This is a genomic window from Amycolatopsis sp. NPDC004625 (assembly GCF_040609695.1).
Classification (GTDB): domain Bacteria; phylum Actinomycetota; class Actinomycetes; order Mycobacteriales; family Pseudonocardiaceae; genus Amycolatopsis.
Genome location: NZ_JBEXKX010000023.1, coordinates 1 through 21,900, shown reverse-complemented (window position 1 = coordinate 21,900; position 21,900 = coordinate 1). Strand labels below are relative to the sequence as shown.

Below are 21,900 nucleotides of genomic sequence, written 5' to 3'. Positions count from 1 at the left end.
CGACCGGGAGGCGCTGTTACACCCGCCCGCCCCGCCTCCGAGTGGTCCACCGCCGCCACCTGCGCCTACGCTGGGTCCCGATCGACCTGACCCACGCGGAGGACTGCGCCATGCCCTATGCCGTCGACTTCGGGACCGTCTCGACGACCGGCCTGGAGACGTCGCCGGTCGCCGGCGCGCTGGCCGGCCTGCGGGCGAACGAGGCCCGCTACTTCAAGAACAAGTACGACCACGTGTTCACGGTGGAGCCGGCGGCCGACGCCCGGTCCACGGTGGACTGGGTGCACCGGATCCTCGAGGAGGAGCGCGGCATCGTCATCGCCTCGCCCCCGCTGGAGGCGACCGCGTTCCAGGTCGAGAACATCCGGATGGCTTACGTGTTCTACGAAAGCGGCCTGTCGATCAACGTGATGTACACGGTCGACGACGGTGGCAAGCGGGCGGTCGGGTTCAAGCTCTCCGACGGGATGGCGGTGCCCGAGGAGCTCTCGTCGTTCAAGTTCGCGCGCCAGAAGTCCAAGCTGGCCGGCACCATCCGCGGCTCGTACTTCGTGGTCAAGGGCGAGTACTGACGGCCGCGGAAAGCCGTCGCCGGGGGCCCCGGCGACGGCGACCACCGCACTACGTCCGGTAGCGGAACAGGATCCGCCCGCGGTTCAGGTCGTACGGGCTGAGCTCCACCAGAACCCGGTCGAACGGCAGGATCTTGATGAAGTTCTTCCGGATCTTGCCGCTGATGTGCGCGAGCACCTTGTGCCCGTTCTCGAGTTCGACCCGGAACGTCGCCCCGCGCAGGCACTCGACCACCGTGCCCTCGATTTCGATCCCGGCCATCAGCGCAACACCAGCTCGAGGTTGCTGCCCACCCGGCGGGCGCCGACGCCTTCGAACAGCGCCACCGCCGCCCGGTTCGTCTCGGTCACCTCGGCCGAAGCCGCCGGGATTCCCTTGTGGTGCAACGCATTCAGCACGTGCACCAGCAACGCGCGGCCGATCCCGCGGCGCTGCCGGTCCGCGCGGACCGCGATCAGCCCGATGCGCGGCTGCCGCGTCACCGCGGCCAGCCGGAGCAGGCCCAGGAGTTCGCCGCCCGACTCCGCCACCGCGTACTTCGTGACGTCCGGGGTGTCCGGGCGGGGCAGGATCTCCGCCGGCATCTCGTGCCAGCCCACCGTCGCCGAGACTTCGGCGCGGATGACGTCTTCGAACGCGCGCAGCGACCGGGCATCGGACGGCGGCCCGAGCGTCACGTCCGCGGGAACGGGAGCCACGTCCGTGGGGACCACGTACTCCCACTCACGGCGTCTCGTGGTGAACCCGGCCGAGGCCCAGCGGGACCGGAGGTCCACGTCGGTTTCGTCGACCACTGTGTACAGCGGCCGCGGCAGGGCCGGCAGCATGTCCGCCGCGAGCAGCGCGAAACCCGCGTCGTCCCACGTGTCGATGCTGAGGAAGAGGCGGCCGTCCGGGCGCCGGGAGGTCTCGCCGCGGCCGGCCACGCCGGGTCTTTCGTACAGGTGATTCATGTGTCGCCTTTCGGAAGCCTGTCTCAGCGCTCCCGGCGACACTTCGTCAGCCGCCCGTCCGTGACGACGAGGGGGAGCACCCACTGCGTACAACGTTCACGGGTCTCACCTCCTCGGGCCGGGTCACGGTCAGGGGCAAGCTATCAGCCACCGAGCTGTCCCGCCCACTGCTTTTCCCGCCGCCGAGACCGGTCAGGAATCGAGAAGCGCCGGTCAGCGCGCCGCACCTAGCGTTACCGGCATGACGAACAGCGAAATCATCACCCTCGAAGTCACCGACCCCGCCGCCGCCGAGCGCTTCTACGCCGACGCCTTCGGCCTCACCACGCAGCTGCGCTTCCGCGCCTCGGACGCCCCCAGCACCGGCTTCCGCGGGTTCACCCTCTCCCTCACCGTGCCGCAGCCCGCCGACGTCGACTCCCTCATCGCCACCGCCCTCGAGGCGGGCGCCACGACGATCAAGCCCGCCACGAAGTCCATGTGGGGCTACGGCGGCACCGTCCGGGCGCCGGACGGGGCGATCTGGAAGCTCGCCACCTCGGCCAAGAAGAACACCGGCCCGGCGACCCGGAAGATCGACGCCGTCGTGCTGCTGCTGGGCGTCGCCGACATCACCGCGAGCAAGAAGTTCTACGTCGAGCGCGGCCTGACCGTCGGGAAGAGCTTCGGCAAGATGTACGTCGAGTTCGAAGCCGGGGCGAGCCCGGTCAAGCTGGCGCTGTACCGGCGCAAGGCCCTGGCCAAGGACGCCGGCGTCGCGCCCGAGGGCACCGGTTCGCACCGGATCGCGGTCGGCGGCGCGGCCGAGCCGTTCACCGACCCGGACGGGTTCGCCTGGGAAACCACCGCGGCCGCGAGCCTGTCCTGATCGACCGGGGCCGCCGGGCGCGGGCGCGCCCGGCGCCGGTCATCCCCCGTTCCCGGGGGTCCGCAGCCGTTCCAGGTACTCCCGGGTGTCACCGGCTTCGGACGCCCCGATGCGCTCGAAGATCTCCGACGCGGTCCGCAGGTCGCGGGCCGCGACGTCCGGCTGGGCCGACCGAGCCGCGCAGCGGCCCAGCCCGTACAGCGCCCGGGCTTCTTCCAGCGGGCTGTTGACGGCCCGGGCGAGCGCCAACGCGCCTTCGTAGTGCGCCACCGCTTCGTCGACTCGGTCCGTTGCCACCAGCAGCCCGCCGATGTGGTTCAGGGCCTCGGCTTCGCCCAAGCGGTTGCCCAGGTCGCGGTAGATTTCCAGGGCCTGGACCTGGCTCTGTTCGGCGGCGGCCAGGTCACCGATCCGGTGCTGGGCGGCGCCCAGCTCGTTGAGGCCGACCGCTTCACCGAGCCGGTCGCCCAGGGTGCGGGAAATGGCCAGGGCCTGTTCGTGGGCGTCGATCGCCTTCCGGTACTTGCCGACCAGCCGCCACCCGACCGCGAGGCTGTTGAGCGCGAAGGACTCGTGGAACCCGTCGCCGGCCTGGCGGTAGCCCTGCACGGCCCGCGTGTTCGCCTCGATCGCGCCGTCGAAGTCGCCCATGGTGCGCCGGGCGATGCCGAGTTCGTTCCAGGCGTCGGCCTGGCCGAGCTCGTTGCCGAGTTCCTGGTAGATGTGCAGGGCTTCTCGGTGCGCGGCCACCGCCGCGTGGTAGTTGCCGTCGACCAGGCGGACGATACCCAGCTCGTTCAAGGCGAACGCCTCGCTGCTGCGATCGCCCAGTTCGCGGGCGATCTCCAGGGCTTTCGTGGCGGCCGCGGCGGCGCCCGGGTAGTCGTCGACCAGGCGCCGCACGACGCTGAGCTGCCCCCACGCCGACCCCTGCCCGGCCCGGTCGCCGAGCGCGGTGTAGCCCGCCAACGCCGCCGAGTGCGACTCGACGGCCGCCTGGTAGGCGCCCATCCGGTGCTCCATGTTCCCCAGCCGGTTGAGCGCGTGGGCCCGGGCGAGCTCGTCCCCGAGGCCGGCCGCGGACTCGGCCGCGGCCCGGTGCAGCCGCACCGCCTGGTCCCACGGCCCGGCGAGGTACAGGAACTTGGCCAGGCTCTCCGCCAGCCCGATCACCTGGTCGTGCCAGGCGTGGCCGATGGCGTACCCGGCGCAGGCGATCAGGTTGACCGCCTCGGTGCGCATCCAGGCCCAGGCCTCCATCCGGCTGCTGAGCCGCACCCGGTGTTCGGCCGGCGCGCGGACGCGGAGGTCGGCCCCGGAGTCGCGCAGCCCGTCCGTGGTGACGTCCTGGGCGATGTGGTGCGCGGCGACCGCGGCGGTGGCGCGGTAGTAGCCGAAGAGCCGGCCGATGGCCTGCTCGCGGTCGGCCGCGGCGTCGGCCTGGCTGAGCCTGCGGCCGAATTCGCGGATCAGGTCGTGCATCCGGTAGCGGTCGAACGCCGGCTCCTCGACGAGGTGGTCGTTGTAGAGGACCTCGAGGTGCGCGCCGGCCTCGGCCACCGGGACGTCCGCCAGCGCGGCGGCGCCGTGGGCGTCCAGCTCCGGCCCGGGGTGCAGGCCGAGCCGCCGGAAGAACCGCTGCCGGTCGGCGGTGAGCTCGCGGTAGGACAGGTCGAAGGCGGCGGCCACCTCGATGTCCTCCGCACGCAGTTCGCCGAGCCGGTCGTGCGTCGAGCCCAGGTCGCCGGCCAGTTTGGCCACGCTCCACTGCGGACGGCTGCGCAACCGCCCGGCCAGCAGGGAGACGGCCAGCGGCAGCATCCCGCACAGCCGGACCACGCGGTCCACGTGCTCGGCCTCGGCGGGCTTGCCGGGCCGGCCGGACAGGCGGGTGAACAGCGACGCCGCCTCGTCCGGCGGCAGGATGTCGAGCGGCAGGGACACCACGCCGGTCAAGGCGGTGAGCCGGCGCCGGCTGGTGATCATCACGAGCGAACCGGGACTCGCCGGCAACAGGGGTTCGACCTGGGCGTAGCTGACGGCGTCGTCGAGGATCAGCAGGACCCGGCGCCCCGCCAGCCGGTCGCGCCACAGGGCCGCCCGCGCGTCCGGATCGGCGGGCACCTGCTGGGCCGGCACCCCCATCGTGGTCAGCAGGGCCGCCAGGACGTCGGCCGGGTCGGCGGGCTGCTGCCCGGAGGTGTGCCCGTGCAGGCGGACGAACAGCTGCGCGTCCGGGAACCGGTCGGCCAGCAGGTGCCCGGCGTGGACGGCGAACGCGGTCTTCCCGACCCCGGCCATCCCGTCGACGGCGTGGATCGCGACCGCGTCACCGCTTTCGGCGGCCGCGGCGACCGCGTCGGCCAGCCAGGCGAGTTCCGCGGCCCGGCCGGTGTAGGCGGGCACATCGCGCGGGAGCGAGCGCAGGCCGCGGTGCGGGGTTTCCGGCCGGGTGCCCGGGGCGGAATCGGGCAGCGCGAACCGACCGGCCGCGTCCATCAGGTGCTGCTGCAGGTACACCGGGTTGTCCGGGTAGGGGTGATCGGGCAGGCGCACCCAGCCGATCGTCGGCGTTTCCCCGGATTGGACGAGGAACGGGCGATAGGTGCCCGGCAAACCGTCCCGGCTGTGCCGGACCACCTCGTCGAAGAACCACGGCGAAACCATCACCGCGAGCACGCCCGGCGAATTCGCCAGTGCCGCTTTCAACGGTTCCGAATCGGCCAGCCGGAACGTCAGGAGCACCGACGCGGCCGTCACGCCGTGGCTGTCGTACCGGACCTCCCCGGCGTGCAGCGCCATCCGCAGCCGGACGTGTTCCTCGGGAGCGGCCCGCCGGTTGTGCGCGTTCAGGCCTTCGACGAGAGCCCCGGGCAGCACGTCGGCGAAGACCGACTTCGGCGTGTCGGGCGGGGCCAGCACGAACACGCCGTCCCCGCGGTCCTCGTGGTGGCAGGTGTCCCAGGAGATGCCGGCCTGCCGGAACGCCCGGCGCAGCGTCTCGTACATCGTGTCCCGGACGGCGACCTGGTGGTGGTTCGCGCGGTGGTGGCCGCCGAACCCTTCGACGTCGACCACGAGCACGGTCCGGTGCACCGCCAGGGGGAACGGCGGCGGCCGGCTCGCCGTTCCGTACCCCAGGTCGACCGGCGGCAGCACCGGGGCGCTCCCCACCGGCGGTTCCGGGTAGGCGGGCTGGTCGGTCAGCAGCCGGAGCAGGGATTCGGCCCCGGACAGGGAAAACCGCTCGACGCGGTAGACCGTCGTGCTGGCCGCGGCGAGGAAGTCCGGGACGCCGTCGAGGCTCTGCCCGGGCAGGACGACGGGCACGAACCGGTCCAGCGCGTGCGGGTCGCGGTAGAACGCGTCCCGGATCAGCCGGGCCTCCCACTGCACGTTCCGGCCCTCGTCCGGCGCGGCCCGACCCTCGGCGCCTTCCCGGTACCGCGGCGAGGCGACGACCAGGATGTGATCGGCTTCCCGGATCTGCTCGGCCAGCCACAGGGACCAGTCCTGCCGCCGGTGTTCCGCGGAAATGTCGAGCCGGGCGTCGACACCGCAGGAACGCAGGAACACCCACAGCTCCCGGACCGCCCGGTCGTCGGCGGCCGGACCGGATTCCGGGGCGTAGGAAATGAACACCCGCCGCGGTCGCGGCTCCGTGCCGGATCGCTCGCTCACCGCCCGTCCCCTCGCCTCACCAGGCCCCTCCTGCAGGGTATCCGGGGAATCGGAGCGGGTGGCGGGAGAAATGCGACAAATCAAGGACAACTGCCGTCGCCGGAATGCCACGATACCGGGCCGCCGGCGCGCGGGCCGCCCGGCGGCCGGGCAGACTGGCCGGGTGCCCGAACTGCCCGAAGTCGAACTCGCCCGCCAGGTCCTCGCCGGTGCCCTCGGCCGGGAGATCCGGTCGGTCGACGACCACGACGACTGGGTCTGCCGCCCGCACGCGCCCGGGGACATCGCCGCGGCGTTGCGGGGCGGCCGGCTCACCGAAGCGCACCGGCGGGGCAAGACGCTGTGGTGCGAAGCGGGTGGCGGGAGAAATGCGACAAATCAAGGACAACTGCCGTCGCCGGAATGCCACGATACCGGGCCGCCGGCGCGCGGGCCGCCCGGCGGCCGGGCAGACTGGCCGGGTGCCCGAACTGCCCGAAGTCGAACTCGCCCGCCAGGTCCTCGCCGGTGCCCTCGGCCGGGAGATCCGGTCGGTCGACGACCACGACGACTGGGTCTGCCGCCCGCACGCGCCCGGGGACATCGCCGCGGCGTTGCGGGGCGGCCGGCTCACCGAAGCGCACCGGCGGGGCAAGACGCTGTGGTGCGAAACGGAAGGCCGGGACGGGCGGCCGGGGCCGAACCTCGGCCTGCACCTCGGGATGGCCGGGCAGCTGCGGTTCGGCGGGAAGAGCGGGCCGCCGGGGCGGCCGCGCGACCGCGTCGAGAAACCCGAGTGGTTCCGGTTCGGGATCACTTTCGCCGACGGCGAACAGCTGCGCCTGTTCGACACGCGGCGCCTCAGCCGCGTGCGGCTCGACCCGGACCTCGACGCGCTCGGCCCCGACGCCGGGGAGATCTCGCGCCGGGACTTCGCCGACCGCGTCGGGCGCGGGCGGGCGCCGCTGAAGGCGCGGCTGCTGGACCAGTCCGTGGTGGCCGGGATCGGCAACCTGCTGGCCGACGAAACCCTGTGGCAGGCGGCGCTGGCCCCGGCCCGGCCGGTGAACGAGCTGACCGCCGACGACCTCGCGAACCTGCACAAAGCGCTGCGGAAGGCGTTGCGCGCGGCGATCCGCCACGGCGGCGTGCACACCGGCGAGATCATCGGCCACCGCCGCGCGGGCGACCACTGCCCGCGCTGCGGCGCGGAGCTGATCCACGGGACGGTCGGCGGCCGGTCGACCTGGTGGTGTCCGAAGGAACAGGTCTAGCTCCGGGGGTCCGCACGCTCGCGGGCGGTTTTTGTCGGGGGTAGCCGGTACCGTCGCGGACATGGGAACACTGGTCACCTTCCACGCCCACCCGGACGACGAGTGCCTCCGCACCGCGGGCGTCATGCGCAAGGCCGTCGAAGAGGGGCACCGGGTGGTGCTCGTCGTCGCCACCAAGGGCGAGGTCGGCGAGGTACCCGAAGGCTTCCTGGCCGAGGGCGAGAAACTGGAGGACCGGCGCGTGCAGGAGTCGCACGCGGCCGCGGAGATCCTGGGCGTCGAGCGCGTCGAGTTCCTCGGCTACCGCGACTCGGGGATGATGGGCGAGCCGACGAACGACGACCCGGCGTGCTTCTGGCGCGCGGACGTCGAGAAGGCGGCCGAGCAGCTGGCGGCGATCCTGCGCGAGGAGTCGGCGGACGTCCTGACGGTGTACGACGACAACGGCGACTACGGCCACCCGGACCACATCCAGGTCCACCGCGTCGGGATCCGCGCGGCCGAGCTGGCGGGAACGGCCCGTGTCTTCCAGGCGACGTTCAACCGCGAGTTCATGCAGCGCGGCTTCGAGGCGGCGGTGGCGGACGGCGTGATCCCCCCGGAGGCGGCACCGAAGCCGCCGGAGAACGTGGAGTTCGGCAAGCCGGAGGCCGAGATCACGGCGGCGGTGGACGTGTCGAAGTACGCGGCGGTGAAGCGCGCGGCGATGCGAGCCCACCCGAGCCAGATCAGCGAGGACATGTTCATGCTGGCCATGCCGGACGACGCGTTCACGTTCGCCTTCGGCACGGAGTGGTTCATCCGCACCGGCCAAGGCCCCGGAATAACCGAAACCAACCTCATGTCCGGCCTCTAACCCACCCTCCGCCCCCTCCCGGCCCGTGATGCCCCGCCAATCACGCGAGATCGCTCCCTAATCACACGAGCCGACCCTCTGGGTACGCGAGCCGACCCTCTGGGTACGCGAGCCGACCCTCTGGGTACGCGAGTCGTCCGTCTGGGTACGCGAGTCGGCCCTCCGGGTACGCGAGTTCGCCGTTCCGGTACGCCCGCACCCCGTGACTGGACCCGTCACTCGCGTGGTCAGGCGGGCATCTCGCGTGTTTGGCGGGGCATCACGGGTGGCCGGGTCGGTTCTGACGTTGAATGGTGGTGAAGGGGGCGAGTTCGGGAGGGCGTGTGCGCAGGACCATCGACTGGGTGGACGGGGCCGTCGTCATCATCGACCAGACCGCTCTTCCCGGCGAGTACCGGCTGCTCGAGCTGCGGACCGTCGGTGAGCTCGTCGACGCCGTCCGGCGGCTGGCCGTCCGTGGGGCGCCCGCGCTCGGGGCCGCCGGGGCGCTGGGCGTCGCGCTCGCGATGCGCGAAGGTGGCGACGTCCGAGAAGCAGCCGAGCTGGTCGCGAAAGCCCGGCCCACCGCCGTCAACCTCGCCTGGGGCGTCGAACGCGCCCTCGCCAAACGAAACGAAGGCCCCGAAGCCGTCCTGGCCGAAGCCCTGGACCTGCTCGCCGAAGACGAGCGGCTCAACGAGACAGCGTCGAAGCACGCCGCCGAAGTGGTGCTCGACGCCTGCCCGCGACGCCCGCTTCGGCTGCTCAGTCACTGCAACGCCGGGCGGCTCGCCACCGTCGGGTGGGGCAGCGCCCTCGGTGTCGTCTGGCACCTGCACGAACGCGGGCTCGTCGAAGAGGTCCTCGTCGACGAGACGCGTCCGCTGCTCCAAGGCGCCCGGCTGACGGCGTGGGAACTCGCGCAGGCGAACGTCCCCTACCGCGTCCAGCCCGACGGCGCCGCCGCCGCGGCGATGGCCCGGGGGCTCGTCGACTGCGTGCTCGTCGGGGCCGACCGGATCGCCGCGAACGGGGATGTCGCCAACAAGATCGGCACCTACGGCCTGGCCATCGCCGCGCGGCACCACCGGGTGCCGTTCGTCGTGGTCGCTCCTTCGTCCACTGTGGACAACGAAATCCCCGATGGAACCGGCATCGCCATCGAGGAACGCGACGCCGGCGAGCTCACCCACTACGCCGGGGTGCCGATCACGCCACCGGACGCGGGTGTCTTCAACCCCGCCTTCGACGTCACCCCGCACGACCTCATCACCGCCGTGGTCACCGAGCGCGGTGTCTTCAGGGGCGCGGACCGATCTCGCGACCGCCGTCGGTCACCGTGATCGCCATCGCCGGGCACGAGTCCGCCGCGTCGAGGACCGTTTCGTCCGCGTCGACCGCGGACGTCACCGTGTGCGCCTTCGCGCCGTCGAGGACGAACACCTCCGGCATCAGCGCCGCGCACATCCCCGAGCCGATGCAGACGTGCTCGTCGATCTCCACCTGCCAGCTCATCATCACCATCCGATCGGCATCGACCGCGGTCCGCGGACGAGCATCTGCGTCTTCCACACGATATCGCCCGCCAGGTGCAGCCCCGGCAGCTCGGTGACCAACGCCCGCAGCGCCTCCTGTAGCTCCAGCCGGGCCAGCGGCGCACCCAGGCAGTGGTGGACGCCGTGGCCGAAGCCCAGGTGGTGGGTGTCCCCGCGGTCGAACCGCAGCCGGTCGGCGTCGTCGAACTGCAGCCGGTCGCGGTTGGCTGCGCCGACCGCGACCAGCACCGGCTCGCCCGCGCGCACGACCACGCCGCCGACCTCGACGTCTTCGGTGGCGTAACGCGGGAAGCCCGCGCCCGCGCCCAGCGGCACGAACCGCAGCAGCTCCTCCACCGCGGCCGGGATCAGGTCCGGGTCGGCGCACAGCCGCTCCCACTGGCCGGGCTGGTCCAGCAGCGCGTAGACGAAGTTCGGGATCTGGCTCGCCGTGGTCTCGTGGCCGGCGACGAGGATGCCGACGCACAGGTCGACCAGCTCCAGCTCGGTCAGCCGGTCGCGGACGTCGCGGGCCTCGATCAACGCCGTCATCAGATCGTCCTGCGGCGACGAGCGGTGCTCGGCGATCAGCCCGCGCATGTAGTCGCGCAGCTCTTCGCGGTTGCGCTCGAACTCCTCGGGCGTCAACCCGCTGGTCGACAGGGCCGCGTCGCTCCACACGCGGAACCGCGGCCGGTCGTCGACCGGGACGCCGAGCAGCTCGCAGATCACCGCGACCGGGATCGGCAACGCGTAGGCGTCGACGAGGTCGGCGGGCGCGCCGGCCGCCTTCATGTCCGCGATCAGGCCGGCCGCCAGCGAAGCGACACGCGGCCGCAGCAACTCGACGCGGCGCACGGTGAACGCCTTCGCGACCAGCGTCCGCAGCCGCGTGTGGTCGGGCGGGTCCATCTGCAGGATGCCGCCGTCGCGGACCACGGGCGAGCGCCGCGGCGCGTCCTTCTCCTTCTCCATCGCCCGCGAAAACCGGCGATCGCCCAGCACCAGCCGGGCGTCGGCGTACCGGGTGGCCAGCCACGCCGGCTCCCCGTAGGTCATCTTCACCCGGACCAGACCCTCGGCCTCCCGGGCGGCCGTGTACGCCTCGTTCAGCTCGAGGCCGGCCTCCTCGTTGAAGGGGTACGAGAGCGGTTCGGTGTGCGTGGCGGTCATGCGGAACCCCCGTGCTCCAGTTTGTAAGCAGCTGCTTACAACGCTACACAGTTTCTCCCCACCTGTCACGATCCGCCATTGCCCGATCACCGAACCCTAGGTTACGGTGACCTAGGTGTGGATCGAGATCCTCCTGCTGTCCAAGCTGGCCGCCGAGCCGATGCACGGCTACGAACTCCGCAAGTCCGTGGAGGCGTCGACCGGCCACACCCTGTCCAACAACTCGCTCTACCCGACCCTGCGGCGGTTCGTCGACGCGGGGGCCGTCAGCCGCAGCGCGGAGGAGCAGGCGGCCAAACCGCCGCGGCACGTCTACACCATCACCGATGTCGGGCGGGAACTGCTGCACGACCTGCTCGCCGACTTCCCGGCCGACCTGGCGCTCAACGAGCCGGAGTTCCTCGCCCGCGTGGGCAACTTCGCCTGGTTGCGCCCGGACGAACGAACGCGGGTGCTCGAAACCCGCCGGAAAGCGCTCACCGCCGAGCACCACCGGCTCACCGGGCTCGCCGCCGGGCAGGCCGATCCGTGGAGCCGGGCCGCGCTGCGGCACGTGCTCGGGAAGTTCGACGCCGAACTGCGCTGGCTCGCCGACCTCACCACCGACTGAGAGGGAAGACGCATGACCACCACCGAACAGCCGCCTCGCCTCCCCTTCGCCCGGGCGAACGCGCTCGCGATCGCCCCGGACTACGAGGTCCTCCGGCAGCAGGCGCCGGTGACCAGGGTGCTCACCCCGGCCGGCGACCCGGCCTGGCTGGTGACCTCCTACGAGGAGGCCAAGGAGGTCTTCCGCGACCGCCGCTTCGGCCGCTCGCACCCGGCGCCGGAACAGGCGTCGCGGATCTCCTACGCCGCGGTGCAGGACGGCCCGAGCGGCGACTTCGAAACCGAAGAACAGGTGCACAAACGCATGCGCCGGATGCTCGCGCCCGCGTTCTCCGCGCCCCGGATGCGCGCCCTCGGCGACCGCATCGCGGAACTCACCGACCGCTGCCTCGACGACCTGGAAGCCGCGCGCGCCGACGGGCCCGTCGACCTGACCGACTTCCTCGCGTTCCCGTTGCCGGTACTGGTGATCTGCGAGCTGCTCGGCGTGCCGTACGCCGACCGCGAGCGCTTCCGCGGGCTGTCCGAGCGGATCGCGGTGATGGACGGCGGCGAAGACGCCCAGGCGGCGATGGCCGAGTTCATGGCCTACATGACGGAGCTGGCCGACGCCAAGCGCGCGAACCCGCAGCCCGACGTCATCACCGACATGGTCGCCGTGCAGGCCGAGGACCCGACGTTCACCGACGAGGACCTCGCCCGGATGGGCGCCGGGCTGCTGTTCGCCGGCCACGAGACGACGTCGACGCGCATCGCGATGGGCACCCTGTTCCTGCTCGCCGACACCGCCCGCCGCGACCGGTTCGCCGCCGACCCCGACGGCCAGGTGAACCAGACCGTCGAGGAGATCCTGCGGCTCACCGCCACCAGCGGCACCGGCCTGCTGCGGTACGCGCACGAGGACGTCGAGATCGCCGGGACGCGGATCATGCGCGGCGACGCCGTGCTGATCTCCAGCGACGCGGCCAACCGCGACGCGTCGGTGTTCGCCGACCCGGACGGGTTCGACCCGGACCGGACGCCGAACGTGCACCTCGCCTTCGGCACCGGCGCCCACGTCTGCATCGGCGCCAACCTCGCCCGCACCGAGCTGCGAACGGTGTTCCCCAAGCTGTTCCGCCGTTTCCCGGGTCTGCGGCTCGCCGTCGGCCTCGACGAGATCCCGGTGCGCAGGAACCGCGTCGCCGGTGGCGTCGAGCGCGTTCCGGTGGAGTGGTGAGCGTGAAGATCACCGTCGACACCGGGAGCTGCGTTTCGTCCGGCCAGTGCGTGCTGCTCGCGCCGGAGACGTTCGACCAGAACGAGGACGACGGCACGGTCGTGCTCCTCGCCGAGGAACCGCCGCCGGGTGCGGAGGACGCGGTCCGGCAGGCGGAGCTGACCTGCCCGGCCGCCGCGATCCGCCTCTCCGGGGCCTGAGGGTCCGTCGCGCCCGCGTCCGGTTTGCCGGTTAACCTGCTTCGGTGACCGAACAGCCGGAACCGGCCGCTCGCAGGCGGGACGCGGCCGCGACGCGGCTGGCGCTGCTCGACGCGGCCGAGAAGCTGTTCGCCGAGCGCGGGTTCGACCGGACGACCGTGCGGGACATCGCCAAGCTGGCCGGGGCCAACCAGTCGCTGCTGTTCCGCTACTTCGGCAGCAAGGAGGCGCTGTTCGAGGCGGTCATCGCCCGGTCGGGGCGGGAGCAGCTCGCCGCCACCCCGCCCGAGCGGCTCTTCAGCACGTCCCTGCGCAGCATGCTGGAGCCCGGCCGGCAGAACCGGGCGCTGGAGACGTACCTGCGCTCGTCGGGCAGCGACGGCGTCGCTGCCGCCATCCGGCAGGAGGTCGGCCGCGAGTACGCCGAGGTGCTCGCCACGCTGACCGACGCCCCGGACGCCGAACTGCGCGCCGACCTCGCGCTCGCCTGGCTGATGGGCATCGCGCTGGTCCGCGAGGTCACCGGGAAGGAACCGCTGGCCGGCGCCGATCCCGAGGACATCTGCCGGCTCGTCCTCACCGGCATCAAGACGCTGCTCGAACGCAGCGAATAGTCACGGCAGCGCCCGCCGCAGCAGTTCCGCCAGGTGCACCGGCGTGCGCCCGGACTCCTGGGCGATCTGCGTCCGGCAGCTGAAACCGTCCGACACCACGATCGTCTCCGGGGCCGCCGCGCGGATCGCGGGCAGCATCCGGTCCTCCGCCACCGCCTTCGAGACGTCGTAGTGGCCGCGCTCGAAGCCGAAATTGCCCGCCAGGCCGCAGCAGCCCGAATCGAGCGTCACATTGCGCACGCCCGCGGCCGCCAGCGCGGATTCGTCGGCGCCGAACCCCAGGACCGCGTGCTGGTGGCAGTGCACCTGCGTGATCGCGTCGACGTCGAGCGCCGCGAACGGGATCGGCGCCCGCTCCAGTAGTTCCGCGAAGGTGAACGTCCGGGACGCGAGGAGTTCGGCGCGGGCGTCGCCGGGCATCAGCGCGGGCAGGTCGCCGCGGAACAGGGCCGTGCAGCTCGGTTCCAGGCCCGCGACCTCGTAGCCGTCTTCCAGGTACGGCGCCAGCACGGAAAGCGTCCGGTCCAGGACGCGACGGGCGACGCCGAGCTGGCCGGTCGACACCCACGTCAGTCCACAACAGACTCCACGGTCCGGCAGCACGACGTCGTACCCCGCCGCGGTGAGCACCTCGTGGGCCGCGTCGAGCACCGACGGCGTCAGGTAGTTGTTGAACGAATCCGGCCACAGCACCACCCGTCGTTCCCCCGATGTCTTCCGCCGGAGATCCGCGCGTGACGACGTGAAAGGGGCGGGCGCGAAGGAGGGCAGCGAACGTTCCGGCGCGATCCCGCCGAGCCGTTTCACCAGTTCCGCCAGGCGAGACCGCCCGACGGCGTTGGCCAGCCGCGGCGCACGAGCGCTGAGCCGCAGCCACAGCGGCAGCCAGCCCATCGAGTAGTGCGACGCCGGGCGCAGCCGCCGCCGGTAGTGCTGGTGCAGGAATTCGGCCTTGTACGTCGCCATGTCGACGTCGACCGGGCAGTCACTGAGACATCCCTTGCAGGACAGGCACAAATCCAGCGCTTCGCGGACCCCTTCCGAGCGCCAGCCGTCCTTGACGACCTCGCCGTTGATCATCTCCGCGAGCAGGTGCGCCCGCCCGCGCGTCGAGTGCTGTTCTTCGCGGGTGGCCCGGTAGCTCGGGCACATCACGCCGCCGCCGCTGGTGTTGCGGCACTTCCCCACGCCGACGCAGCGCCGCATCGCCTGCCCGAAGTTCCCGCGGTCCTCCGGATACCCGAGGAACACACTGTCCTCAAGGGACTTCGACGTCGAGCGCACCCGCAGGTCGGCGTCGATCGGGCGCGGGGCCACCAGGATGCCGGGGTTCATCCGCCCGGCCGGGTCGAAGATCGCCTTGAACCGGGCGAAGACGGCCAGCATCTCCGGGCTGTACATGCGGGACAGCAGCTCCGAGCGCGCCTGGCCGTCGCCGTGCTCACCGGACAGCGAGCCGCCGTGCGCCGCGACGAGGTCCGCGGCCTCCTCCAGGAACCGCCGGAAGTCCGCGACCCCGCCGGAGGACAGCAGGTCGAAGTCCAGCCGCAGGTGCAGGCAGCCTTCGCCGTAGTGGCCGTAGACGACGCTGCGACGGCCGTGCGCGCGCATCAGGGCCTTGAACTCGCGCAGGTACGCGCCGAGCCGTTCGGGCGGGACGGCGGCGTCCTCCCAGCCGGGCCACGCCTCCGAGCCGTCGGCGAGCCGCGTCGCGAGCCCGGCGCCCTCCTCGCGGATGCGCCACAGCCGGCGTTGCGCGGCCGGGTCGTCGAGGACCGCGAACCCCGTCAGGTCGAGCGACGCAGCCAAGGAGCGCGCCCGCGACGCCGGGTCGTCGCCGGCCAGCTCGACGAACAGCCACGCCCCGCCCGGTGGCAGGTCCCCGGCCCGCCCGGGGAGCATCGCGACGAGCTCGGCGTCCACGCCTTCGACGGTCAGCGGCGACCACGGCAGGATCGACGGCACCGCGTCCGCGGCCGCGATGTCCGAGGGAAAGCCCAGGACCGCCAGGACCCGCTCGCGTGGCAGCTCGGCGAGCGAAACGGTCGCTTCGAGAATGGTCACGCAGGTACCCTCGCTGCCGACCAGCGCCTTGGCGACGTCGAAACCGTTCTCCGGCAACAGGTGTTCGAGCCCGTAGCCGGAGACGCGACGCGGCCACGTCGAAAGTTCCTTGCGCAGCAACGCCAGGTTGTCGCGCACCAGCGCGCGCAGCTCGTCGAAGATCCGGCCCTCGGCGGGTTCGTCCGGGCCGACGCGCAGCCGCGTGCCGTCGTAGAGCAGCACTTCCAGCGAGCGGACGACGTCGACCGTGCGCCCCCAGGCCACCGAGTGCGAGCCGCACGCGTTGTTGCCGATCATCCCGCCGAGCGTGCAGCGGCTGTGCGTCGACGGGTCCGGGCCGAACCGCAGGCCGTGCGGGGCCGCGACCGCCTGCAGGTCGTCGAGCACCGTGCCGGGCAGGACCCGCGCGAGCCGGGTCGACGGGTCCAGCGAGAGCACCCCGCCGAGGTGGCGGGAGGTGTCGATCACCAGGCCCGGCCCGCACGCGTTCCCGGCGACGCTCGTCCCGCCGCCGCGGGCGATCACCGGCAGATCGCGATCGCGGGCGGCGGCGACGGCCGCGACGACGTCGTCGACGGTCCGCGGCAGCACCACCCCGCGGGGCACGTGCCGGTAGTTGGACGCGTCGGTCGTGTACAGCGCGAGCGTGGCGGCGTCGGTGAGGATGTCCACGGCGTCCATTCAAGTCGACCCGACGCCGTCGTACCTCTCCAGCCGGGTATGTCCGGAACCACACCCGGTGTGCCATCGTGATCGCGTGACGGCAAAGGAGCACGTCGCCGGGTACAGCGCGGTGCTCGGCGAGCTGCTGCGCGAACGCGAGCAGCTGCTCGGAACGCTCGACCGGGTCGCCGCGCTGCACGGCACCGCGCGCCTGATCCGCGAGGCGGTCGGGGCGAAGGCCGGGTTCGTCGGCGAGCTCACCGGGCCCGGGCTGGCCGTGATCCGCTGGATGTCCGGCAACCGCACCGCCGCGCTGCAGGACCTCGAGGTGCCGACCGGCCAGGGCGTCGGCGGGCGGGTGCTGGCGCTGGGCCGGCCGGTCCGCGTCACCGACTACGTCAGCGCGCCGACGATCACCCACCACTTCGACGCCCAGGTCCGCCGGGGAGGGCCTGGCCGCACTGCTCGCCGTCCCGATCGTCGCGCGCGGCGAGACCGTCGCCATCGCCTACGCCGCCATGCGCGAGCCCGCCGGCTTCGGTGACGACGCCGTCCGGCGGATGGAGGACGTCGCCCGCCAGGCCGGTGCCGCGCTGCACCTGGCGAAGGTGGCCGAGACCGACCGCACGGCCGCGGTGGCCGGCGAGCGCCTGCGCATGCAGAGCGCGCTGCACGACTCCGTCGGCGCGCTGCTGTTTTCCATCGGCGTCCAGGTGCGCGACCTGCACGAGGACTTCCACGGCAACCCCGGGCTGGAGGCGCGGCTGCGCCGGCTGGAAGGCGACGTCTCGGCGGCCGCCGGAGCGTTGCGGGAGTCGCTGCTGGCGCTGTCGGAGAGCAGCCCGGAGCGGGCGCTACCGGTGGAGCTGGCCGAACACTGCCGCTCGTTCCAGGCGCGCTGCGGCGTCCCGGCGCGGTTCGTGCAGCTCGCCGCGGTGCCGCCGCTGGACGCCGAACGCACCGCGCTGCTGGTCGCCGCGGTCCGCGAGGGCCTGCTCAACGTCGAGAAGCACGCGCGGGCGTCCTCGGTGATCGTCAGCCTGCTGCCCAGCGACGACGGCGTCCAGGTGGCCGTCGCGGACGACGGCACCGGCACCGACGCGGTCCCGGGCACCGGCATGGGCCTGCGCACGCTGACCGGGCGGGCCCTGCGGCTCGGCGGCCGGGTCAGCCTGGTCCGCGACGACGACGGCTGCACCCTCCGCGCGTGGGTGCCGCTGGTGCGGCCGTGACACCCGCGACCGTCTTCGTCGTCGACGACCACCCGGTGGTCCGCGACGGCGTGACGCTGCTGCTGCGCTCGGACCCGTGCCTGACCGTCGTCGGCTCGGCGGAGTCCGGGCGGCTGGCGATCGAGCGGGTGGCGGCGCCGGCCCCGGACCTGATCCTGCTCGACCTGCGGCTGCCGGACATGCTCGCCCCGGAGGTCGTCACCGAGCTGCGCCGGGTGCACCCCGAGGGCCGGATCGTGGTCTTCACCGCGCACGGCTGCCTGCTCAAGGACGCGGCCGGCGCGCAGCTGGTGACCGAGCTGCGGCGGGTGCTGCGCGGCGAGCGCGTCGTCGACCCGCGGATCCTCCCGGACGCCGGGCAGCGGTCGGACGCGCTGGCCCGCAGCGGCCTGACGCGCCGCGAGTACGAGGTGCTGCGGCTGGCCGCGCAGGGCCAGACGAACCCCGAGATCGCCGAGTCGACGGGCCTGGCGCGCAACACGGTCAAGACGTACCTGCAGTCGGCGCTGCACAAGCTGGGCGCGCGCAACCGCGTCGAAGCGATCGGCAAGGCCAGCGAAGCCGGGCTGCTGTGAGATCCTCGGCCGGGTGACGATCGACCTGCACGCGCACAGCACGGCCTCCGACGGGACGACACCGCCGGCGGACCTGCCGCGGCTGGCCGCCGAAGCCGGGCTGACCGTGCTCGCCCTCACCGACCACGACACCTTCGCGGGCCTGGCCGAGGCCACCGCGGCCGCTTGCGAGGTGGAGCTCGTCCCCGGCGTGGAGATCTCGTGCCGCCTCGACGACGCCGACGAAGTGCACCTGCTCGGCCTCTTCGCCGACCCGGCGTACGCGCCGCTGGCGGACGAGCTGGAGCTGATCCGCACCGACCGCGGCCGCCGCGGGATCCGGATGGTCGAACGCTGCCGGGAACTCGGCGCGCCGATCACCCTGGCGCAGGTCGAGACGATCGCTGCCGGGGCACCGCTGGGCCGGCCGCACATCGCCGCCGCGCTGGCCGCGGTGGGCATCGCCGACGCGTTCACGGCCGACTGGATCGCCGACGGCGGCCGGGCCGACGTCCCCAAGCACGTGTTGTCCACTGTGGACGCCATCGCGCTGGTCCGCGCGGCCGGCGGCGTGGCGGTGCTGGCCCACCCGCGTTCGGTCAAGCGGCGGGCGGAGGTTTCGGACGCGCAGCTGGCCGCGCTCGCGGCCGCGGGACTCGCCGGGGTCGAGGTGGACCACCCGGAGCAGCCACCGGAGGTCCGTGCCCGGCTGCGGGAAGTGGCCGCGGGCCTGGGCTTGCTCGCGACCGGGTCGAGCGACTTCCACGGCGCCCGCAAGCCGGTCCGCCTCGGCGAGTGCACGACTCCTCCCGAGGTGTTCGCGGCGCTGCGGGAGGCCGCCGTGTCCGTTTCGTAGCCGCTTACCTCTCCACGTGGGGGGGGTATCGGATCACCCCGGCGAAGGATGTCGCGGCGAAGTTCAAGGCCACCTACAAGGAAACCCCCAACGGCGGTGTCCCCTACGGCTACGCGGTGGGCGAAGTGTGGGGCGCGGTGCTGAAGAAGGCGTGCGACAACAAGGACCTGACCCGCGACGGCATCGCGGCGGCGCTGAAGCAGACGACGTCGGCGAGCACGGACAACCTGGTCGCGGCGCTCGACTTCTCCAAGCCGGGGACGCCGGCGACGCGCCAGGTCTACGCGGCCACCCCGGACGCCACCGCCGAGGGCGGCGTCAAGTACGTCAAGCCGCTGTTCGAAGCGCCCGAGGCTAAGGAATACGTGGCGCCGCACCAGAAGTGAGCCGTCGCCCGGCCAGCGCGGCCGCCTCCGCCAGCGGGGTGGTCGCGTGGGCCTCCGCGGCGGCGAGGAGGGTGCGCACGGTGTCCTCGATCGTCTCGACGCGGGCGAGCGCGGCCTCGTGGCCGAGCCCTTCGGCTTCGCGCGCGAGCGTGTAGAGGATCCCGCCCGCGCTCGCCACGTAGTCGGGGATCCACCGGATGCCGCGGGCGGCGAGGGCGTCGGCGACGCTGTCGTCGGTGAGCTGGTTGTTGGCCGGGCCGACGACGAGGGGCGTGTCGAGCCGGGCCACCGTCTCGGGGTCGAGCACCCCGCCGACCGCCGCCGGGACGACGACGTCGGCGGTCAGGGTGAGCGCCTTCGCCGGGTCGGCCCAGGTCAGGCCCTGCTGTTCGGCGCCGGCCCGCTTGGCCGGGTCGAGGTCGGAGACGACGACGTCCGCGCCCGACGCCTGCAGGCTCGCCGCGAGGTGGGCGCCGACCGAGCCGTAGCCGCTGATCACCACCCGGCGGCCGGCCAGGTCCGGGCCGGCCGCGGCGCGGAGCGCGGCGAGCACCCCGACGGCGGTCGGGCCGCTGGAGGAACCGGTTCCGCCCGCGGACTCGGGCGTGCAGAACGCCCACGGCGAGGCCTCCCGGAGCACCAGCATGTCGGCCGGGCCGGTGCCCACGTCCGGGCCCGCCCGGTAGCGGCCGCCGAACTCGGCGATCAGGTCGGCGTGGTCGAGCAGGACGGCCCGGCGCTCCTCGGGCGAGAGCACCCGGCCCGGCTCGGGCGCGATGACGCTCTTGCCACCGCCGAACGCCAGCCCGGCGACGGCGCACTTCGCCGTCATGGCGGCCGCCAGCCGGAGGACGTCACCGACGGCGTCTTCGAGCGTGGCGTAGGGCTTGAACCGGCAGCCGCCGACGGCAGGGCCGAGCGCGGTGGAGTGGATCGCGACCATCGTGGTGATGCCGGATCGACGGCCCCGGCGGGCTAAGAGCTGCTCATGTGCGGTCATGAGGCGAAAAGTTAAGGTGATGGTCGACAGTGCAGGACGGTTGCCGAACGAAATTCGGCGTGAAAAGGGAGGGCCCGGTGCTGGACGAACTTGATTCGGTGATCGTGCGGCTGTTGCAGGAGGACGCCCGGCAGACCAACCGGGACATCGCCCGCAAGGCCGGCATCGCGCCCTCGACGTGCCTCGAACGCATCCGGCTGCTGCGCGAGCGCGGCGTCATCCGCGGCTACCACGCCGACGTCGACCTGGCGAGCCTCAACCGCGGCGTCCGGGCCCTCGTCACGGCGCAGGTGCGGCCGTTGAGCCGGGCGGTGATCGATTCCTTCCAGCGCTCGATCGCCGAACTGCCGGAAGTGCTCTCGGTGTACGTCACGGCGGGAAACGACGATTTCCTGATCGAGGTGACCACGCCGGACATCGACGGGCTGCACGCATTCCTCACCGACCGGCTGGCGTTGCGCCGGGAGATCGTCGGGTTCCGGACGTCGATCGTTTTCCGCCACCTGCGGAAGACCACGCTTGAACCCCTCCGGTAGGGGTACTCGGGGTGTACCCCGGATCGGCGCGACACGCCACCCCTACGTGAACCCCTGAAATACCCGGGTTCGCACGCTGAAAGGCGGAAACTGTCAGTGGCGGGGCGTCTAATGAGCACGAAGGGAAGGAGGCACCGCCATGATCACCGCATTGAACCATCGTGAGCGGGCCACGTTGAGAGCCGTGGCCGGGGGCCACGCCGAGATCAGCTGCAGCTGCGAGCCCGACCTGTTCATCGACGGCCTGAGCTGCTGCGACCAGTCCACCGTGCACCGGCTCGCGCGGCTCGGCCTGATCGCACCCGCGCACCCCGGCAAGTGCGGCGAGCGCGTGCCCGCGCTGCTCACCGAGGCCGGTTCGCTTGCGCTGGGTGAGGTTTTCGCCGCCGCGGCGTAAACACGTTGCACCACTCTGGGGTTACTGCCAGCATCACCCGATGCACGTATTCCTCGAAACCGAGCGGCTGATCCTCCGCCGGTTCACCGAGAACGACGCCGACGCGCTCTTCGAGCTCTACGACGACCCGGCCGTCATGAAGTACCTCAATGGGGGACAGCCGGCCGACCGCGCCGAGATCGTCGACCTGGATCTTCCCGCGTTCCTCGGTTACTACGAGCGTTTCCCCGGTTACGGGTTCTGGGCGGCGATCGAGAAGCGCACCGGAGATTTCCTGGGGTGGTTCCATTTCCGGCCGCGGCCGCAGGATCGCGCCGACGAGCCCGAACTGGGCTACCGGCTGCACCAGCGGGCCTGGGGCCGGGGCTACGGCACCGAAGGCTCGGCGGCACTGCTCGCGAAGGGGTTCACCGAACTGGGGGTCACCCGCGTGACGGCGTTCACCATGACGGTGAACCAGCGGTCGCGGCGCGTGATGGAGAAACTGGGGATGACGTTCGTCCGCACGTACTTCGAGGAGTTCCCCGAGCACGAGCGGGCCCCGGGCAGCGAGCACGGCGAAGTCGAGTACGCCATCACCCGCGACGAGTGGGCTGCCGCGGCCCGGGGGTGGGGGGGGGTAAGGGGGGTTTAAAAATTTTCACCCAACCAACCCGGGGGGGGGGGGGGGGGGGGGCAACCGAATTAAGGGGCGGGCCC

The 21,900-nt window shown here is 72.6% G+C and carries 23 protein-coding genes and 2 pseudogenes; 18 read left to right on the top strand and 7 right to left on the bottom strand.

Going from position 1 to position 21,900, the window contains the following annotated elements; genetic code table 11:
* Nucleotides 1-110 precede the first annotated feature (110 nt).
* The gene (locus ABZW17_RS25235; protein WP_354818854.1) at nt 111-572 is read left to right on the top strand and encodes a phage tail protein; all 462 of its coding nucleotides are present in this window, start codon (nt 111-113) and stop codon (nt 570-572) included.
* A gap of 49 nt (nt 573-621) precedes the next feature.
* Here ABZW17_RS25235 and infA read toward each other — a convergent pair whose 3' ends face one another.
* Nucleotides 622-834 carry a translation initiation factor IF-1 gene (infA, locus tag ABZW17_RS25230; protein ID WP_354818851.1) on the bottom strand — a complete coding sequence of 71 codons (213 nt, stop codon included), beginning with the start codon at nt 832-834 and terminating at the stop codon, nt 622-624.
* Entirely contained in the window at nt 834-1,526 is a 693-nt protein-coding gene (locus tag ABZW17_RS25225) for a GNAT family N-acetyltransferase (protein WP_354818848.1), read from the bottom strand. The genes infA and ABZW17_RS25225 overlap by 1 nt, the downstream gene beginning before the upstream one ends.
* A 241-nt stretch (nt 1,527-1,767) precedes the next feature.
* On the opposite strand from ABZW17_RS25225, the gene ABZW17_RS25220 reads away from it, so the two are divergent.
* Nucleotides 1,768-2,394 carry a glyoxalase gene (locus ABZW17_RS25220; RefSeq protein WP_354818845.1) on the top strand — a complete coding sequence of 209 codons (627 nt, stop codon included), beginning with the start codon at nt 1,768-1,770 and terminating at the stop codon, nt 2,392-2,394.
* 39 nt (nt 2,395-2,433) lie between these two features.
* Here the strand turns inward: ABZW17_RS25220 and ABZW17_RS25215 are convergent, their stop codons facing one another.
* Nucleotides 2,434-6,075: a tetratricopeptide repeat protein gene (locus tag ABZW17_RS25215; protein WP_354818842.1), complete on the bottom strand. Its 3,642-nt coding sequence runs from the start codon at nt 6,073-6,075 to the stop codon at nt 2,434-2,436.
* On the opposite strand from ABZW17_RS25215, the pseudogene ABZW17_RS25210 reads away from it, so the two are divergent.
* The 4 genes and pseudogenes from ABZW17_RS25210 to mtnA form a co-directional block, all read left to right on the top strand.
* A pseudogene (locus ABZW17_RS25210) lies at nt 6,029-6,421 on the top strand (DNA-formamidopyrimidine glycosylase family protein); the annotation flags it as partial. The gene ABZW17_RS25215 and the pseudogene ABZW17_RS25210 overlap by 47 nt on opposite strands.
* Before the next feature lie 115 nt (nt 6,422-6,536).
* Nucleotides 6,537-7,328, top strand: coding sequence for a DNA-formamidopyrimidine glycosylase family protein (locus ABZW17_RS25205; RefSeq protein ID WP_354818839.1), 792 nt, complete (start codon nt 6,537-6,539; stop codon nt 7,326-7,328).
* Between the two features lie 61 nt (nt 7,329-7,389).
* Complete coding sequence (locus tag ABZW17_RS25200; RefSeq protein WP_354818836.1) at nt 7,390-8,184, top strand: PIG-L family deacetylase; 795 nt, start codon at nt 7,390-7,392, stop codon at nt 8,182-8,184.
* A 323-nt stretch (nt 8,185-8,507) separates the two neighbouring features.
* On the top strand, nt 8,508-9,506 hold the full coding sequence (gene mtnA / locus ABZW17_RS25195; RefSeq protein ID WP_354818834.1) for an S-methyl-5-thioribose-1-phosphate isomerase: 999 nt from the start codon (nt 8,508-8,510) through the stop codon (nt 9,504-9,506).
* Here the strand turns inward: mtnA and ABZW17_RS25190 are convergent.
* Both ABZW17_RS25190 and ABZW17_RS25185 read right to left on the bottom strand, forming a co-directional pair.
* Nucleotides 9,463-9,678: a ferredoxin gene (locus ABZW17_RS25190; RefSeq protein ID WP_354818831.1), complete on the bottom strand. Its 216-nt coding sequence runs from the start codon at nt 9,676-9,678 to the stop codon at nt 9,463-9,465. The genes mtnA and ABZW17_RS25190 overlap by 44 nt on opposite strands.
* Before the next feature lie 2 nt (nt 9,679-9,680).
* The gene (locus tag ABZW17_RS25185; protein ID WP_354818828.1) at nt 9,681-10,871 is read right to left on the bottom strand and encodes a cytochrome P450; all 1,191 of its coding nucleotides are present in this window, start codon (nt 10,869-10,871) and stop codon (nt 9,681-9,683) included.
* Nucleotides 10,872-10,986: 115 nt separating this feature from the next.
* On the opposite strand from ABZW17_RS25185, the gene ABZW17_RS25180 reads away from it, so the two are divergent.
* The 4 genes from ABZW17_RS25180 to ABZW17_RS25165 are packed head-to-tail and all read left to right on the top strand — an operon-like array spanning nt 10,987 to nt 13,513.
* Complete coding sequence (locus ABZW17_RS25180; RefSeq protein ID WP_354818825.1) at nt 10,987-11,481, top strand: PadR family transcriptional regulator; 495 nt, start codon at nt 10,987-10,989, stop codon at nt 11,479-11,481.
* 12 nt (nt 11,482-11,493) lie between these two features.
* A complete protein-coding gene (locus ABZW17_RS25175; protein ID WP_354818822.1) occupies nt 11,494-12,699 on the top strand; it encodes a cytochrome P450 in 1,206 nt (401 codons plus the stop codon).
* Between the two features lie 2 nt (nt 12,700-12,701).
* On the top strand, nt 12,702-12,899 hold the full coding sequence (locus ABZW17_RS25170; protein WP_354818819.1) for a ferredoxin: 198 nt from the start codon (nt 12,702-12,704) through the stop codon (nt 12,897-12,899).
* 44 nt (nt 12,900-12,943) lie between these two features.
* Entirely contained in the window at nt 12,944-13,513 is a 570-nt protein-coding gene (locus ABZW17_RS25165) for a TetR family transcriptional regulator (RefSeq protein WP_354818816.1), read from the top strand.
* On the opposite strand, the gene ABZW17_RS25160 is transcribed toward ABZW17_RS25165, so the two are convergent.
* Nucleotides 13,514-16,249: an FAD-binding and (Fe-S)-binding domain-containing protein gene (locus tag ABZW17_RS25160; protein WP_354818813.1), complete on the bottom strand. Its 2,736-nt coding sequence runs from the start codon at nt 16,247-16,249 to the stop codon at nt 13,514-13,516. It abuts the gene before it with no gap.
* A 386-nt stretch (nt 16,250-16,635) separates the two neighbouring features.
* Here ABZW17_RS25160 and ABZW17_RS25155 point away from each other — a divergent pair.
* From ABZW17_RS25155 to ABZW17_RS25135, 5 genes and pseudogenes are all read left to right on the top strand, one after another.
* Nucleotides 16,636-16,779: pseudogene (locus tag ABZW17_RS25155) on the top strand (hypothetical protein); the annotation flags it as partial.
* The gene (locus ABZW17_RS25150) at nt 16,759-17,472 is read left to right on the top strand and encodes a histidine kinase (protein WP_354818810.1); all 714 of its coding nucleotides are present in this window, start codon (nt 16,759-16,761) and stop codon (nt 17,470-17,472) included. The pseudogene ABZW17_RS25155 and the gene ABZW17_RS25150, both read left to right, overlap by 21 nt.
* Nucleotides 17,469-18,047, top strand: a complete 579-nt coding sequence (locus ABZW17_RS25145) for a response regulator transcription factor (RefSeq protein WP_354818807.1) — start codon at nt 17,469-17,471, stop codon at nt 18,045-18,047. Before ABZW17_RS25150 ends, ABZW17_RS25145 begins: the two co-directional genes overlap by 4 nt.
* A 13-nt stretch (nt 18,048-18,060) precedes the next feature.
* The gene (locus ABZW17_RS25140) at nt 18,061-18,882 is read left to right on the top strand and encodes a PHP domain-containing protein (protein ID WP_354818804.1); all 822 of its coding nucleotides are present in this window, start codon (nt 18,061-18,063) and stop codon (nt 18,880-18,882) included.
* A 116-nt stretch (nt 18,883-18,998) separates the two neighbouring features.
* Nucleotides 18,999-19,268: a hypothetical protein gene (locus tag ABZW17_RS25135; RefSeq protein WP_354818801.1), complete on the top strand. Its 270-nt coding sequence runs from the start codon at nt 18,999-19,001 to the stop codon at nt 19,266-19,268.
* On the opposite strand, the gene ABZW17_RS25130 is transcribed toward ABZW17_RS25135, so the two are convergent.
* Nucleotides 19,237-20,268, bottom strand: coding sequence for a Glu/Leu/Phe/Val dehydrogenase dimerization domain-containing protein (locus ABZW17_RS25130; RefSeq protein ID WP_354818798.1), 1,032 nt, complete (start codon nt 20,266-20,268; stop codon nt 19,237-19,239). The two genes, ABZW17_RS25135 and ABZW17_RS25130, sit on opposite strands and share 32 nt — an antisense overlap.
* A gap of 80 nt (nt 20,269-20,348) precedes the next feature.
* Between ABZW17_RS25130 and ABZW17_RS25125 the strand changes: the two genes are divergently transcribed.
* The 3 genes from ABZW17_RS25125 to ABZW17_RS25115 all read left to right on the top strand — a co-directional run bounded on the left by ABZW17_RS25125 (nt 20,349) and on the right by ABZW17_RS25115 (nt 21,835).
* Nucleotides 20,349-20,804 carry an Lrp/AsnC family transcriptional regulator gene (locus tag ABZW17_RS25125; protein WP_354819185.1) on the top strand — a complete coding sequence of 152 codons (456 nt, stop codon included), beginning with the start codon at nt 20,349-20,351 and terminating at the stop codon, nt 20,802-20,804.
* A gap of 139 nt (nt 20,805-20,943) precedes the next feature.
* A complete protein-coding gene (locus ABZW17_RS25120) occupies nt 20,944-21,201 on the top strand; it encodes a hypothetical protein (RefSeq protein ID WP_354818795.1) in 258 nt (85 codons plus the stop codon).
* A 40-nt stretch (nt 21,202-21,241) separates the two neighbouring features.
* Entirely contained in the window at nt 21,242-21,835 is a 594-nt protein-coding gene (locus ABZW17_RS25115) for a GNAT family N-acetyltransferase (RefSeq protein WP_354818792.1), read from the top strand.
* The last annotated feature ends 65 nt before the right edge of the window (nt 21,836-21,900 follow it).